A 14,765-nucleotide genomic window follows, 5' to 3' on the forward strand; every position below is an offset into this window, starting at 1 on the left:
AACATGAGCACAACCCTCTTCAGCCTGGCTTTCGGCGTTGGCACCCAGAACCGTCAGGGCACTTGGCTGGAAGTCTTCTACGCTCAGCCACTGCTCAACCCGAGCAGCGAACTGGTCGCCAAAGTGCTGGAAAAAATCGCTTACCAAGGCGGCAACCAGGCTCTCAGCCTGACCAATAGCCAGGCAGGCGACTTGGCCGAAGCGCTGAAAAACGTCGACAGCCAGCAGTCCGCCCTGCTCACCCGCCTGGCCGAAAGCCAGAAGCCGTTGGTGGTCACCCTGCTCGCCGAAGACGCCGCGCTGACCAGCACGCCTGAGGCCTACCTCAAGCTGCACCTGCTGTCGCACCGCCTGGTTAAGCCGCACGGCCTGAACCTCACCGGTATTTTCCCGCTGCTGCCAAACGTGGCCTGGACCAGCCAGGGCGCCGTCGACCTCGGTGAACTGGCTGAGCGTCAACTGGAAGCGCGCCTGAAGGGCGATCTGCTGGAAGTCTTCTCGGTGGACAAGTTCCCGAAAATGACCGACTACGTGGTACCGGCTGGCGTGCGTATCGCTGACAGCGCGCGTATCCGCCTAGGCGCCTATGTGGGCGAAGGCACCACCGTGATGCACGAGGGCTTCGTCAACTTCAACGCCGGTACCGCGGGCCCCGGCATGATCGAAGGCCGCGTGTCGGCGGGCGTGTTCGTCGGCAAGGGCTCGGACCTGGGCGGCGGCTGCTCGACCATGGGCACCCTGTCCGGTGGCGGCAATATCGTGATTTCGGTGGGCGAAGGCTGCCTGATCGGCGCCAATGCCGGCATCGGCATTCCGTTGGGCGACCGCAACACTGTGGAATCCGGCCTTTACATCACCGCTGGCACCAAGGTGGCGCTGCTGGATGCTGACAACAAGCTGGTCAAGGTGCTCAAGGCCCGTGATCTGGCGGGCCAGCCAGACCTGCTGTTCCGCCGTAACTCGCAAACCGGCGCCGTGGAGTGCAAAACCCACAAGTCGGCTATTGAACTGAACGAAGCCCTGCACGCACACAACTAAAAAGTTGGTTTAACGCGGCTACGCTCGCCCATACTGCGTTGCACTAAGGCTCGGACGCTCATTTACACCAGTAAACTCCGCGTCCTCGCCTTATTGCGCCTTGTCTGGGCTTCGCTCGCAACGCGTTAAACCCAACTTTTAGCCGCCAGATAAACGCTGAAAAACCATGCCACTGATCTCCCCCTGGCGCGCTGACTTCCCTGGCATTTTGGCCCTTGCGGCCGAATGCCAGATCTATCTGGACAGCGCTGCCACCGCGCAAAAACCCCAGGTCATGCTCGATGCCCTGCTCGGCTATTACGCCGGCGGCGCAGCCAATGTGCATCGCGCCCAGCACCTGCCGGGCGAGCGGGCGACTCGAGCGTTTGAAGCTACCCGGGAAAAGGCCGCACGCTGGCTAAATGCGCCCGACGCGCAGCAGATCATCTTTACCCGCAGCGCCACCGAAGCCTTCAACCTGCTGGCCTACGGCCTCGAGCAGCATCTACAACCTGGCGACGAAATCGTTATCAGCGCCCTGGAACACCACGCCAACCTGCTGCCCTGGCAGCAACTGGCCCTACGTCGGCAGCTCAAGCTGGTGGTGCTGCCGCTGGATAGCCACGGCCTGATTGACCTAACACACGCCGTGCAGCTGATCGGCCCGCGCACCCGCCTGCTGGCGGTCAGTCAGCTGTCCAATGTACTCGGTTGCTGGCAACCGCTTGAGCAACTGCTCGCCCTGGCACAGGCGCAAGGCGCGCTGACTCTGGTCGATGGCACACAGGGCGTGGTGCACGGTCGCCAGGATATGCAGGCCCTGGGCTGCGACTTCTATATCTGCTCCAGCCACAAGCTCTATGGCCCGGACGGCGTCGGCCTGCTTTATGGCCGCACGCACGCCTTGGAGCAGCTGACGCACTGGCAGTTTGGCGGCGAGATGCTGTTGCACACCGACTACAGCAACGCCACCTTTCGCCCCGCGCCATTGGGTTTTGAGGCCGGCACGCCGCCAATTGCCTCGGTGATCGCCCTTGGCGCTAGCCTGGATTACCTGAGCAGCCTCGACGCCAGTGCCGTCATCGCCCACGAAGCCGCCCTGCATACTGAGCTGCTTACCGGACTGCAGCAGCGCCAAGGCGTGCGCCTGCTCGGCACGCCCACTGTCGCCCTGGCCAGCTTTGTGGTCGACGGCGTGCACAACGCCGACCTCGCTCACTTGCTGACCGAACAGGGAATTGCCGTGCGCGCCGGCCATCACTGCGCCATGCCGCTGCTGCAGGGCCTCGGCCTGAGCGGAGCGATTCGCGTATCCCTGGGGTTGTATAACGACTCGGCCGATCTGCTGCGCTTCTTTAGCGCTCTGGATCAGGCACTGGAGTTGCTGCAATGAGCCTGCCCGCCAGCGCCCAGACTGCGCTGCAGGCCTTTAGCGCCTGCCCCGGCTGGGAACAGCGCGCACGCTTGCTAATGCAATGGGGCGACAAGCTCGCGCCACTGAGTGACGCAGAACGCAGCGAAGCCAACCGAGTGCAGGGCTGTGAAAGTCAGGTGTGGTTGCTGGCCGAACGCGACGGCGTGCACTGGCGGTTTCGCGCCAGCAGTGATGCGCGGCTATTACGTGGCCTGCTGGCGCTGCTGCTGGCGCGGGTCAATGGCTTGCCAAGGGCCGAGCTGCAACAGCTGGATCTGCCGGACTGGTTTACCCAGCTCGGCCTGGCCCGCCACCTGTCGCCATCACGCAGCAACGGCCTGCAGGCCGTGCTGACGCGGATGCAGCAATTACTCGATGCCGATGATCAGGGCGCGGCGCGCCACTGATCGGCATTGCCGGAATACAAGGCCTGCTGCAAACGCTCCAACTCACCGCTCTGCGCCAAACGACGCAAACCGTCATTGAATACCTTGCGCAGCTGATCGGCCTTGGTATCGCCTTTGCGAAACAGCAGGTGCAGCGGCTCGGTATTCAACAGACGTGGGTGATGAGTGATTGCCGCGCGCGCTTCGGGGGTAAACATCCGCCGCAGCATGGCATAGCCCACAGCGCGGTCCTGCGGATGAAAATCCACACGCCCCAGCTCCAGCAGACGAAAGCCAGTGTCTTCCTTGCCGCTTTGCTGCACCTGCAACTGCCCGCCCTGCACAGCCGCATCGAACTGCGGACCATAGGAATAGCCCAGGGTGGTGGCGATGCTAAAAGCCTTGAGGTCTTCCACATGCTGCCAGTCGAGTGCTCGGTCCTTACGCTGGAACAGCACCACTTCGCCCTTGACCACCGCATCGCTGCAGGTACTGACACGCTGGCGGGCGCTGTTACAGATGTACGGCATCACCGCATCCAGGCCACCTTGCTCAAGCATCAGCAGGTTGCGGTCCCAGGGGTAGTAGACGAATTCGACCTGATACCCCGCCGCTTTAAAGATGTCGCGCACCAGCCGCGACAGGGCGCCGCCATCTTCGCGTTGCTGATCGACATAGGGCACCCAGTCACCGGTGCCAACTCGCACAACCGGGTGGGCATGGGCACTCAGGCAAGCAGAAAGCGCTGCAAGCAGCAGCACGTAACGCGGGGTATGGCCTAACAGATGACGCAGCAGGGACAACACAACACACCTCAATAAAGCGGAAAACAGCACATCCCTGCTGAACAGCGACCTGGTCAGGTCATATTTACAGACTAGTCAACGCTCACCGCTATGCATCAGGCGAGCGCGGTCGCTCCGCCGGCCGCCGTGTACCGGCAACCAATTTATCGACGATACGTGCGGCAGCCACCATGCCAAAAGTGGCGGTCACCATCATCACCGCGCCAAAACCGCCGGCGCAGTCGAGCTTGGCCCCTTCGCCGACAAAACCCTTGTACTGACACACCGTGCCATCGGGCTTGGGGTAGCGCAGCTGCTCGCTGGAATACACGCACGGCACGCTGTAATTGCGCCCCGGCGTACGTGAAAAACCGTAGTCGCGGCGCAGGGTGGAACGCACCTTGGACGCCAGCGGATCGTTCCAGGTCTTGTTCAGGTCGCCGACCTGAATCTGCGTCGGGTCGATCTGCCCGCCCGCACCGCCGGTGGTGATCACCTGGATCTTGCGCCGTTTGCACCAGGAAATCAGCGCGGCCTTGGCGTTGACGCTGTCGATGCAGTCGATCACCGCATCCAGTTGCTCGGTGATGTACTCAGCCATGGTCTCGCGGGTGACAAAATCCGTCACGGCATGCACCACGCACGCTGGATTGATGCCACGAATGCGCGCGGCCATCACCTCGACCTTGGGCTGGCCGACCGTGCTGTCGAGGGCATGCAGCTGGCGGTTGCTGTTGCTGACACAGACATCATCCAGATCGAACAGGGAAATCTCGCCCACCCCGGAACGCGCCAAGGCTTCCGCAGCCCAGGAGCCCACGCCGCCAATCCCGACCACCGCAACATGCGCAGCCGCCAGCCGTTCGGCCCCTTGGCGACCATACAGACGGGCGATTCCGGCAAAGCGTTGTTCATCCACGGGCATTCTTCTCTCTCGCAAGCTACAGCGGCGCGCATTATAGGTAGCCCACGGCCTGCACCCAAGCGCTGTGTTGCGCCATCACGGCTTAACTGATGAACAGCAGTAGCACATAGCCATCAGAGGAACCTTCAACCCCTGCTATCGTCCCATCAACATGCCCACAGGCCGGGCTATACAGCCCAATGGCGGCGGCGTAGCATGCGCCACCCGACGCTCGTCGCTTTTTATTGCCCCTTCGCTGGACCTGCACACTATGCCTTCGCGTAAGTTTGGACTGAACCTGGTCATGTTCCTGGCAATTGCCGCCGTGTTTACCGGTATCTGGGCGCTATACAACCGCCCGGTAACAGCCCCTGACTGGCCGGAGCAGATCTCTGGGTATTCATTCTCGCCTTTCCGCGCTGGGCAGAACCCGCAGCAGGACACCTACCCTAGCGATGCGCAAATGCGTGCCGACCTGGAGCTGCTAAGCACGCAGACTGACAACATCCGCACCTACTCGGTAGACGGCCCACTGGGCAATATTCCTGTATTAGCCGAAGAGTTTGGCCTGCGCGTGACCCTGGGCATCTGGATCAGCCCGGACCTGGAGCGTAACGAGCGGGAAATCGTCAAAGCTATCGAGATTGCCAACAACTCACGCAGCGTAGTGCGCGTGGTGGTCGGTAACGAAGCCTTGTTCCGCAGCGAAGTGACCCCGGAAAACCTGATTGCCTACATCGACCGCGTGCGCGCGGCGGTCAAAGTGCCGGTGACCACGTCCGAGCAGTGGCACATCTGGCAGGATCATCCAGAACTGGCTCAGCACGTTGACCTGATCGCCGCCCACGTACTGCCCTACTGGGAATTCGTGCCGATGGAGGACTCCACCGAGTTCGTCCTCGAGCGCGCCAAGGACCTGAAAAAGCTCTTCCCGAAAAAACCCCTGCTGCTTTCCGAAGTCGGCTGGCCGAGCAACGGCCGCATGCGCGGCGGTGCCGACGCCTCCCAGGCGGACCAGGCCATTTACCTGCGCACCCTGGTCAATGCGCTGAACGCCAAGGGCTACAACTACTTCGTCATCGAAGCCTTCGACCAGCCGTGGAAAGCCAGCGATGAAGGCTCGGTAGGTGCGTATTGGGGCGTATACAACCTGGAGCGCCAGGCCAAGTTCGCCTTCGAAGGTCCGGTGGTGGCGATTCCGCAATGGCGCCTGCTGGCCATCGCCTCGGTGGTGCTGGCACTGCTCAGCCTGGCCCTGATGCTGATCGACGGCAGCGCCCTGCGCCAGCGCGGGCGCACCTTCCTGACCATTGTCGCCTTCGCCGGCGGCTCTGCTCTTGTGTGGATCGGCTACGACTACAGCCAGCAATACAGCACCTGGTTCAGCACCCTGGTCGGCCTGTTGCTGGGTATTGGCGCCTTTGGTGTGTTTATCGTGCTGTTAACCGAAGCCCACGAGCTGGCCGAAACAGCCTGGACCCGCGCACGCCGCCGGCCGTTCCAGCCGGTCTTGGCTGACAGTGCCTACCGCCCCAAGGTGTCGGTCCACGTGCCCTGCTACAACGAGCCACCGGAGATGGTCAAACAGACCCTCGACGCCCTGGCCGCACTGGATTACCCGGATTACGAAGTCATCATCATCGACAACAACACCAAGGACCCAGCGGTGTGGGAGCCGGTAGAGGCCTACTGCAAAGTCCTGGGCCCGCGCTTTCGCTTCTTCCACGTAGCGCCAATTGCCGGTTTCAAGGGCGGCGCGCTGAACTACATCCTGCCGCATACCGCGCCGGACGCCGAAGTAGTAGCGGTGATCGACGCCGACTACTGCGTCGACAAGAACTGGCTGAAGTACATGGTGCCGCACTTCAGTGATCCGCAGATCGCCGTGGTGCAATCGCCACAGGATTACCGCGACGGCAACGAAAACATCTTCAAGAAGCTCTGCTACGCCGAATACAAGGGCTTCTTCCATATCGGCATGGTCACGCGCAACGACCGCGACGCGATCATCCAGCACGGCACCATGACCATGATCCGCCGCACGGTAATGGACGAACTGAAGTGGGCCGACTGGACCATCTGCGAAGACGCCGAACTCGGCCTGCGCGTGTTCGAGAAAGGCTATAGCGCCGCCTACGCCCACGAAAGCTTCGGCAAAGGGCTGATGCCGGACACCTTTATCGACTACAAGAAGCAGCGTTTCCGCTGGGCCTACGGCGCCATTCAGATCATGAAGGGCCATGCACGCAGCCTGTTCCTCGGCAAGGACTCTGAACTGAAAACCGGACAGCGCTACCACTTCGTCGCCGGTTGGCTGCCGTGGATCGCCGATGGCCTGAATATCTTCTTCACCGTCGGTGCGCTGCTCTGGTCGGCAGCGATGATCATCGTGCCGCAGCGGGTCGACCCACCGCTGATGATCTTCGCCATCCCGCCGTTGGCGCTGTTCTTCTTCAAGCTGGGCAAGATCCTGTTCCTCTACCGCAAGGCCATGGGCGTCGATCTGGTGCGCTCATTCCAGGCTGCGCTGGCAGGCCTGGCGCTGTCGCACACGATTGCCAAGGCGGTGCTCTACGGGACTTTCACCAAGACTATCCCGTTCTTCCGTACACCGAAAATGGCCAGCAACCACGGCATTCTGGTGGCCCTGGCAGAGGCGCGCGAAGAAGTCTTTATCATGCTGCTGCTGTGGGGTTCGGCCATCGGCATCAGCATCGTCCAGGGCTTGCCCAGCGCCGATGTGAAGTTCTGGGTGGCCATGCTGCTGGTGCAGTCGCTGCCCTACCTGGCGGCGCTGATCATGGCTTTGCTGTCGTCACTGCCGGCGCCTCAGGCAAGCGCGCAGGAAACCGCCGCGGCCAGCTGATTACAGGTGGGCTTGAATGCCAGACGGCGGCCAATGGCCGCCGTTTTGCTTTAAGATGGCGGCCTTTCCGCTTGATGCCGCCTTGGAGCCGCAATGACCGCCAACGCCACGCCCCTCTCCCCGACGCTGGAGCTTGCCTGCGAGCTGATTCGTCGTCCGTCCGTCACGCCGCTTGATGAAGGCTGCCAGGAACAGATGACGCGCCGCCTTGCCGCCTGCGGTTTCACCATCGAACCGATGCGGATCGAGGAAGTGGATAACTTCTGGGCCAGCCACGGCAGCGACAACGGTCCCGTGCTGTGCTTTGCCGGGCACACCGATGTGGTGCCGACCGGTCCGGTACAGAACTGGCAGCATCAGCCGTTCAATGCCCTGATCGACGAAGACGGCATGCTCTGCGGCCGTGGCGCGGCGGACATGAAAGGCAGCCTGGCGTCGATGATCATCGCCGTTGAGCGCTTTGTCGCCGAATACCCGGACCACAAAGGGCGGATCGCCTTTCTGATCACCAGCGACGAAGAAGGCCCAGCGCACAACGGCACCAAGGCCGTGGTTGAACGCCTGCGCGCACGCAACGAACGCCTGGACTGGTGCATCGTCGGCGAACCGTCGAGCACCACCCTGGTCGGCGACGTGGTCAAGAACGGCCGCCGCGGCTCGCTCGGCTGCACCCTCAGCGTACGCGGCAAGCAGGGCCACGTGGCCTACCCGCACCTGGCGCGCAACCCGATTCACCTGGCCGCGCCGGCCCTGGCCGAACTGGCTGCCGAGCACTGGGATGACGGCAACGCCTTCTTCCCGCCCACCAGTTTCCAGATTTCTAACCTCAACGCCGGCACCGGCGCGACCAACGTGATCCCTGGCGAACTGACGGCGATCTTCAACTTCCGCTTCTCTACCGAATCGACGGTTGAAGGCCTGCAGCAGCGCGTCGAGGCGATCCTCGCCAAGCACGGCCTGGACTATCACCTGGACTGGGCGCTCTCCGGCCTGCCCTTCCTCACCGAGCCGGGCGCACTGCTCGACGCCGTGGCCGCCAGCATCAAGGCGGTCACCGGTCGCGACACAAAACCCTCGACCAGCGGCGGCACCTCCGACGGGCGCTTTATCGCCACCCTCGGCACCCAGGTGGTCGAACTCGGCCCGGTCAACGCCACCATCCACCAGGTCGACGAGCGCGTACTGGCCAGTGATCTGGATGTGCTGACCGAAATTTACTACCAGACCCTGGTCAATCTGCTCGCATGAGTCTGATCTGCCCCATCTGCCAGGCGCCGCTGCAAACGCTCGATAACGGCGTCACCTGCCCGGCCAACCACCGCTTTGACCGTGCGCGCCAGGGTTACCTGAACCTGTTGCCGGTGCAGCACAAGAACAGCCGCGACCCAGGCGACAACGCCGCCATGGTCGAAGCGCGGCGACGCTTTCTCGACGGCGGTCATTACGCACCGCTGGCCAAGCGCCTGGCCGAACTGGCGGCCGGTTATAACCCGGCGCGCTGGCTGGATATCGGTTGCGGCGAGGGTTACTACACCGCGCAGATCGCCGACGCGCTGCCGCAAGCCGACGGCTATGCTCTGGACATCTCCCGCGAAGCGATCAAACGTGGCTGCAAGCGCGCGCCCCAGCTCAATTGGCTGGTGGCAAGCATGGCCCGCGTACCGCTGAGTGACGCCAGCTGCCAACTGCTCGCCAGCGTCTTCAGCCCGCTCGACTGGCAGGAGGCCAAACGCCTGCTCGCCCCCGGTGGCGGCCTGCTGCGTATGGGTCCTACCAGTGAACATCTGATGGAACTGCGGCAGAGGCTGTATGACGAAGTGCGCGACTACGATGATCAGAAACACCTGGAGCTGATCCCCGAGGGCATGCGCCTGGCCCACAGCGAAACTCTGACCTTTAATCTGCACCTGCAAAGCAGCGAAGCCCGCGCTGACCTGCTGGCAATGACCCCGCACGGCTGGCGCGCCAGCGCCGAGAAGCGCGCGGCAGTGATTGCCGAACCCTGCGACGTGACTGTTGCCATCCGCTACGACTGGATCGAGAGACTATGACCATGCGCCAACCGGATATCGAGATATACCTGAAAGACGCCGACCACACCGCCATCGGCGAGTGGCTTAACAGCGCACTGGGCAGCTGCACGCCCTGGCAGCAGAAAGGCCAGACCTACAAATGCGTGGCCGGTGAAGTACCCGTCACCTGGCTGCCCAAGGCCGTCGGCAAATGGAACAGCCTGTTCCTGGAAAGCGACGCCACACCCTGGGCTGACGACCTGGCCTGCGCCCAGGCCGCCTTCGCCGCACTGAATGTCGAAGTACGCTGCGCCCCCGGCGGCTGGCAGGAAGAAGAAAGCGACGAGCAAGCCGACCGCTGGATGCGCATCAGCGCCGATGGGGTAGAAGAAATCACTTGGCGCACCGGCTGACCGCTCGCTGAAAACTACTGCGCTCGGCTACGTTTTCAACGACCGCTGTTAAAGCAGATACAAAAAACCCCGCCTAGGCGGGGTTTTGTTTAACCGGGCGGTTACTTCTTGCCCAGTTTCTTCAGCTCTTCGTCACGCAGTTCGCGGCGTAGGATCTTGCCGACGTTGGTGGTCGGCAGTACGTCGCGGAACTCGACGGCTTTCGGCACCTTGTAGCCGGTGACGTTGGCGCGCATGTGCTCCATGACCTGCTCTTTGGTCAGGGTTTCACCCGGCTTGACCACCACGAAGATCTTGATCGCTTCGCCCGATTTCTCATCCGGCACACCGATGGCCGCGCACTGCAGCACACCTGGCAGAGTGGCGAGCACGTCTTCCAGTTCGTTCGGGTAGACGTTGAAGCCGGACACCAGAATCATGTCCTTCTTGCGGTCGACGATGCGCATGTAACCGTCTTCCTGGATCACCGCGATGTCACCGGTCTTCAACCAGCCTTCGGCGTCGAGGATTTCGTCGGTGGCTTCCTGGCGCTGCCAGTAGCCTTTCATCACCTGCGGACCTTTGACGCACAGCTCGCCAATCGAACCCAGCGGCTGCTCGACGCCTTCATCGTCGATCACCTTGCACACTGTCGATGGAACCGGAATACCGATGGTGCCGATCTGGATATTGCTGAACGGGTTGACCGAGGCCACCGGGCTGGTTTCGGTCATGCCGAAGCCTTCGCAGATCGAGCAGCCGGTGACCTGCTTCCAACGCTCGGCGGTCGCCAGTTGCAGCGCCATACCGCCGGAGAAGGTGGCCTTCAGGGTGGAGAAGTCCAGCTTGCGGAAGTCCTCGTTGTTGCACAGGGCAACGAACAGCGTATTGAGGCCGACAAAACCGGTGAACTTGTACTTGGCCAGGTCCTTGGTCATCGCCGGCAGATCACGCGGGTTGGTGATCAGCACGTTGTGCCCACCAATCAGCATCATTGCCATGCAATGAAAGGTGAAGGCGTAGATGTGGTACAGCGGCAACGGCGCGATCAGCACTTCGTTGCCTTCGCTCATTTCCGAGCCCATCAGCGCCTTGACCTGCAGCATGTTGGCGATCAGGTTGCGGTGAGTCAGCATCGCGCCCTTGGCCACGCCAGTGGTGCCGCCGGTGTATTGCAGCACGGCGATATCGCCATTGCTCGGCGCGGCTTCCTTGACCGACTGGCCACGGCCTTTGGCCATGGCAGCGGTGAATTTGACGGCTTGCGGCAGGTTATAGGCCGGCACCATCTTCTTCACGTGCTTGACGACTGTATTGACCAGCAGGCGCTTGAGCGGCGAGAGCATGTCACCGACTTCGGTGATGATGACCGTCTTGATCCCGGTTTTCGGCAGTACTTGCTCAACCAAATGGGCCATGTTGGCCAGGCTGACCAGGGCCTTAGCGCCGGAATCGTTGAATTGGTGTTCCAGTTCGCGCGCGGTGTACAGCGGGTTGGTGTTGACCACCACCAGACCGGCACGCAGGGCACCGAAGACTACAACCGGGTACTGCAGCACGTTGGGCAGTTGCACGGCGATACGGTCGCCGGGCTGCAGGTCGGTGTTCTGCTGTAGGTAGGCGGCAAAGATGCCGGACAACTCGTACAGCTCACCATAGGTAATGGTTTTACCCATATTGCTGAAAGCTGGCTTGTCGGCGAAGCGTTGGCAGGACTCTTTCAGTACCGCCTGGATGTTCGGGTACTGGTCAGGATTGATTTCGGCAGCAATCCCAACGGGATACTTATCCTTCCAAAAGTTTTCGGTCATGGAAGCCCACTCCTCAGCAACAGCTTGATCTTCACCGTGCATAGACGGTTGTTTATTGTAGATTTGCGTGTTTTCTGCGATTTGAACGGCAAAAAAATTGCCGGGAGCAATTTTTGACGTCGCACAGCAACGGCCCAGAAAGGGTGGTCGCCATGGATGGCGGATCACAAAAAAGCCGCCCGAGAGTAGCAGCTTTGCCAAACAGCGACTAGCACCAATAAGCGCCGCAGCGGTCATAAAATCGACCAGCGGACGCCATTTGGTCACTCCTGTTACTTGCCAAGAACCTGTTTACGATCGTGCGAGCTAGAGCCCTGCAAGGCAAAAACAGGCGAGGAAGCGGAGTGTACTTTTGTACATGAGCATTCCGAGCCTGTTTTTAACGCCGCAGGGCCGACGCGCAGCAGATCGTAAGGAGGTTCTCAGGCGATATCGCGCAGCTCGCGACGAAGTATCTTGCCGACTGGGGTCATCGGCAGCGAGTCACGGAAGACGATCTGCTTGGGCACCTTGTAACCGGTGAAGTTTTCCTTGCAGTAGGCCTTTAGCTCATCGGCGTTGAGGCTGCTGTCGCGGGCCACAACGAATAGCTTGACCGCTTCCCCGGACCTTTCGTCCGGCACACCGATGGCCGCGCAGCTGGCGACTTTCGGGTGGGCCATAACCACATCCTCGATCTCGTTGGGGTACACGTTGAAGCCCGAGACGATGATCATGTCCTTCTTGCGGTCGACGATGCGCACGAAGCCATCCGGGTCGATCACCGCCACGTCACCGCTCTTGAACCAGCCCTCGGCGTCCAGCACCTCGGCGGTGGCTTCCTCGCGGTTCCAGTAGCCCTTCATCACCTGCGGACCCTTGATGCACAGCTCTCCACGCTCGCCCAGCGGCTGCTCGACGCCATCATCATCGATGACCTTGAACGCCGTGCCCGGCACCGGAATGCCCACAGTGCCTAGCCGCGCCTTGTCGCCGTAGGGATTGGTGCTGGCCACTGGCGAGGTTTCGGTCAGGCCATAGCCTTCGACCACGGTGCAGCCGGTCATCGCCTGCCAGCGCTCGGCCGTGGCCTTGACCAGGGCCGTGCCGCCGGAATTGGTGACTTTGAGCTTGGAGAAATCTAGTTTCTGGAATTCGGGGTTATCCATCAGCGCGACAAACAGCGTGTTGAGGCCCAGCAGTGCGGAGAACTGCCACTTGCCCAGCTCCTTGACGAAGCCTGGGATGTCGCGCGGGTTGGTGATCAGCACGTTGTGGTTGCCGTTGACCATCATGCACATGCAGTTCGCGGTGAAGGCATAGATATGGTAGAGCGGCAGCGGCGCGATCATGATTTCCTGGCCCTGCTTCATCAGCGGGGTGCCATCGTTGCCCAGCTGCGACAGGCAGGCATCGACCTGCAGCATATTGGCCACCAGGTTGCCGTGAGTGAGCATCGCGCCCTTGGCCACACCGGTGGTGCCGCCAGTGTATTGCAGCACCGCGATGTCTTCCTGGCCGACCTTGACCGGCTTCAGCGCGTGGCCATGGCCCTGCTTGAGCGCATCCTTGAAAGCCACCGCCTGCGGCAGGTGGTAATCAGGGACCATCTTCTTGACCTTCTTCACCACGGTGTTGACCAGCCAGCCTTTCAGGCTCGGCAGCATGTCACCCATCTTGGCTTCGATCAGGTAGTCGATCTCGGTATCCGGCAGCACGTCCTGCACCAGCTTGCCGAACATGTTCAGGTACACCAGCGCGCGCACGCCGGCATCCTTGAACTGATGGCGCATCTCGCGGGCGGTGTACAGCGGGTTGGTGTTGACCACAATCAGCCCGGCGCGCATGGCGCCGAACACGGCAATCGGGTACTGCAGCACGTTGGGCATCTGCACGGCGATGCGCTCGCCCGGCTGCAGATCGGTGTGTTTTTGCAGGTAGGCGGCAAAGGCCGCCGAGAGCCGATCAAGCTCGGCATAAGTCAGGGTCACGCCCAGGTTGCTGAAGGCAGGCCGGTCAGCGAACTTCTTGCACGAACGCTCAAATACCTCAATCACCGACTTGTAAGCCCCCAGGTCGATGTCATTGGGTACGCCGGCCGGACGTTTGTCGCTCCAGAAATCAGGCTGCATTATTTTTATCCTCTTGCCCTGAAATGATCCTAATCCGCGAAAGAGGGTGCTTACAAAAGTAGCGAGCGATGGCCAGGCAAGGCGAGATCAGCCGAAAAAGCGGAGTGTACGAGTTGTACATGAGCATTTTGAGGCTGGGCTCAACGCAGCATGGGCGAGCGCAGTATTTTGTAAGCACCCTCTAGCGGAGTTGGCTGGAAGTTAACAGCTAACGCCAAACAGGCAAATAGCCGGGCAGCGTCATTGACGCACTGAATCTTGCCGCTCCGTGTGGAACTATCCTGCCGCGCCACCTATAACCAATCTGCACCCTGCACTTGCGGCTCACCATGCCTATCGTTCTATTCGCTGCAACACTGCTGTTTCTCCTCGCGCAATCGGCGCAGGCCGAACCACAGCTGCGTATGGCCACCCTGGAATACCCGCCCTACAGCTCTGAACACCTGCCGGATGGCGGCAGCATCGTCGCCCTGACCCGCCGCGCCTTTGCCGTGCGCGGCTACCCGGTGCAGATTGATTTTCTGCCCTGGGCGCGGGTACGCATGGAGCTGGGCAACGGCAATTACCAGGGCGCGCTGGCGCTATGGCCCAAGGAGGTCAAAGAGGAAGGACTGCAGCCCTCGCGCCCCTTGTTTTACAGCGAACTGGGCCTGTTTATCCGTCATGGCTACCCGCTGCAGTTCAGCAGCCTGCAGGAACTGCGCGGGCACACCCTGGGCATCGTGCGCGGCTACGGCTACCCGCAGCATATTCTCGATGCCGGGCTGACACTTGAAGACGCCGTGGACGACATCAGCAACCTGCGCAAGCTCAATGCCCGACGCTTCGACATGGTGCTGCTGGAGCGCACCGTCGGTAATTACCTGATCGCCAACGATGAGCAGCTGCGCGGCAAGCTCAGCTGGCACGGCAATGTGCTGGAGCGCATCCCCCTGCTGGTCGGCTTTGTTCCCGCCAAGCCCGGCGAGCCGGACTGGAGCGCCGTGTTTGAACAGGGCCTGCGCGACCTGCACAGCAGCGGCGAATATATGCAGATATTGCGCAACCATAACCCTTGAACCTGCACG

The 14,765-nt window shown here is 61.6% G+C and carries 12 protein-coding genes; 8 read left to right on the forward strand and 4 right to left on the reverse strand.

What is annotated here, in order from left to right; all coding sequences use genetic code 11:
* Window positions 1-3 precede the first annotated feature (3 nt).
* The 3 genes from dapD (at window position 4) to ACQ4LH_RS08965 (ending at window position 2,838) form a co-directional block, all read left to right on the forward strand.
* Entirely contained in the window at window positions 4-1,038 is a 1,035-nt protein-coding gene (gene dapD / locus ACQ4LH_RS08955) for a 2,3,4,5-tetrahydropyridine-2,6-dicarboxylate N-succinyltransferase (protein WP_170049652.1), read from the forward strand.
* A gap of 166 nt (window positions 1,039-1,204) precedes the next feature.
* Complete coding sequence (locus ACQ4LH_RS08960) at window positions 1,205-2,410, forward strand: aminotransferase class V-fold PLP-dependent enzyme (protein ID WP_430696846.1); 1,206 nt, start codon at window positions 1,205-1,207, stop codon at window positions 2,408-2,410.
* Window positions 2,407-2,838, forward strand: coding sequence for a SufE family protein (locus tag ACQ4LH_RS08965; protein ID WP_430696847.1), 432 nt, complete (start codon window positions 2,407-2,409; stop codon window positions 2,836-2,838). Before ACQ4LH_RS08960 ends, ACQ4LH_RS08965 begins: the two co-directional genes overlap by 4 nt.
* Here the strand turns inward: ACQ4LH_RS08965 and ACQ4LH_RS08970 are convergent.
* Both ACQ4LH_RS08970 and tcdA read right to left on the reverse strand, forming a co-directional pair.
* The gene (locus ACQ4LH_RS08970; protein ID WP_430696848.1) at window positions 2,817-3,623 is read right to left on the reverse strand and encodes a substrate-binding periplasmic protein; all 807 of its coding nucleotides are present in this window, start codon (window positions 3,621-3,623) and stop codon (window positions 2,817-2,819) included. The genes ACQ4LH_RS08965 and ACQ4LH_RS08970 overlap by 22 nt on opposite strands.
* Window positions 3,624-3,711: 88 nt before the next feature.
* Window positions 3,712-4,527, reverse strand: a complete 816-nt coding sequence (tcdA, locus tag ACQ4LH_RS08975; RefSeq protein ID WP_430696849.1) for a tRNA cyclic N6-threonylcarbamoyladenosine(37) synthase TcdA — start codon at window positions 4,525-4,527, stop codon at window positions 3,712-3,714.
* Window positions 4,528-4,777: 250 nt separating this feature from the next.
* On the opposite strand from tcdA, the gene ACQ4LH_RS08980 reads away from it, so the two are divergent.
* From ACQ4LH_RS08980 to ACQ4LH_RS08995, 4 genes are all read left to right on the forward strand, one after another.
* Window positions 4,778-7,372 (forward strand): glycosyltransferase, encoded by a 2,595-nt coding sequence (locus ACQ4LH_RS08980; RefSeq protein ID WP_430696850.1) that lies wholly within the window; start codon window positions 4,778-4,780, stop codon window positions 7,370-7,372.
* 93 nt (window positions 7,373-7,465) lie between these two features.
* A complete protein-coding gene (gene dapE / locus ACQ4LH_RS08985; RefSeq protein ID WP_430696851.1) occupies window positions 7,466-8,620 on the forward strand; it encodes a succinyl-diaminopimelate desuccinylase in 1,155 nt (384 codons plus the stop codon).
* Window positions 8,617-9,423 (forward strand): putative RNA methyltransferase, encoded by an 807-nt coding sequence (locus ACQ4LH_RS08990; protein WP_430696852.1) that lies wholly within the window; start codon window positions 8,617-8,619, stop codon window positions 9,421-9,423. Before dapE ends, ACQ4LH_RS08990 begins: the two co-directional genes overlap by 4 nt.
* Window positions 9,424-9,425: 2 nt before the next feature.
* Complete coding sequence (locus tag ACQ4LH_RS08995) at window positions 9,426-9,797, forward strand: hypothetical protein (protein ID WP_430697030.1); 372 nt, start codon at window positions 9,426-9,428, stop codon at window positions 9,795-9,797.
* Between the two features lie 101 nt (window positions 9,798-9,898).
* On the opposite strand, the gene fadD1 is transcribed toward ACQ4LH_RS08995, so the two are convergent.
* On the reverse strand, window positions 9,899-11,587 hold the full coding sequence (gene fadD1, locus ACQ4LH_RS09000; RefSeq protein ID WP_430696853.1) for a long-chain-fatty-acid--CoA ligase FadD1: 1,689 nt from the start codon (window positions 11,585-11,587) through the stop codon (window positions 9,899-9,901).
* A gap of 422 nt (window positions 11,588-12,009) precedes the next feature.
* A complete protein-coding gene (fadD2, locus tag ACQ4LH_RS09005; RefSeq protein ID WP_430696854.1) occupies window positions 12,010-13,698 on the reverse strand; it encodes a long-chain-fatty-acid--CoA ligase FadD2 in 1,689 nt (562 codons plus the stop codon).
* Window positions 13,699-14,027: 329 nt separating this feature from the next.
* Here fadD2 and ACQ4LH_RS09010 point away from each other — a divergent pair, with 329 nt between their 5' ends.
* Window positions 14,028-14,756 (forward strand): substrate-binding periplasmic protein, encoded by a 729-nt coding sequence (locus ACQ4LH_RS09010; protein ID WP_430696856.1) that lies wholly within the window; start codon window positions 14,028-14,030, stop codon window positions 14,754-14,756.
* Window positions 14,757-14,765: the final 9 nt, after the last annotated feature.

The organism is Pseudomonas peli, from assembly GCF_050563605.1.
In the GTDB taxonomy this organism is placed as follows: Bacteria; Pseudomonadota; Gammaproteobacteria; order Pseudomonadales; family Pseudomonadaceae; genus Aquipseudomonas; species Aquipseudomonas peli_A.

Bases quoted from the DNA above. Each gene is read 5' to 3' on its own strand.
- ACQ4LH_RS09010 (WP_430696856.1), top strand. From the start codon at position 14,028: ATGCCTATCGTTCTATTCGCTGCAACACTGCTGTTTCTCCTCGCGCAA.
- ACQ4LH_RS08990 (WP_430696852.1), top strand. From the start codon at position 8,617: ATGAGTCTGATCTGCCCCATCTGCCAGGCGCCGCTGCAAACGCTCGAT.
- fadD2 (WP_430696854.1), bottom strand. From the start codon at position 13,698: ATGCAGCCTGATTTCTGGAGCGACAAACGTCCGGCCGGCGTACCCAAT.
- fadD1 (WP_430696853.1), bottom strand. From the start codon at position 11,587: ATGACCGAAAACTTTTGGAAGGATAAGTATCCCGTTGGGATTGCTGCC.
- ACQ4LH_RS08960 (WP_430696846.1), top strand. From the start codon at position 1,205: ATGCCACTGATCTCCCCCTGGCGCGCTGACTTCCCTGGCATTTTGGCC.
- tcdA (WP_430696849.1), bottom strand. From the start codon at position 4,527: ATGCCCGTGGATGAACAACGCTTTGCCGGAATCGCCCGTCTGTATGGT.
- ACQ4LH_RS08980 (WP_430696850.1), top strand. From the start codon at position 4,778: ATGCCTTCGCGTAAGTTTGGACTGAACCTGGTCATGTTCCTGGCAATT.
- ACQ4LH_RS08965 (WP_430696847.1), top strand. From the start codon at position 2,407: ATGAGCCTGCCCGCCAGCGCCCAGACTGCGCTGCAGGCCTTTAGCGCC.
- dapD (WP_170049652.1), top strand. From the start codon at position 4: ATGAGCACAACCCTCTTCAGCCTGGCTTTCGGCGTTGGCACCCAGAAC.
- ACQ4LH_RS08995 (WP_430697030.1), top strand. From the start codon at position 9,426: ATGCGCCAACCGGATATCGAGATATACCTGAAAGACGCCGACCACACC.
- dapE (WP_430696851.1), top strand. From the start codon at position 7,466: ATGACCGCCAACGCCACGCCCCTCTCCCCGACGCTGGAGCTTGCCTGC.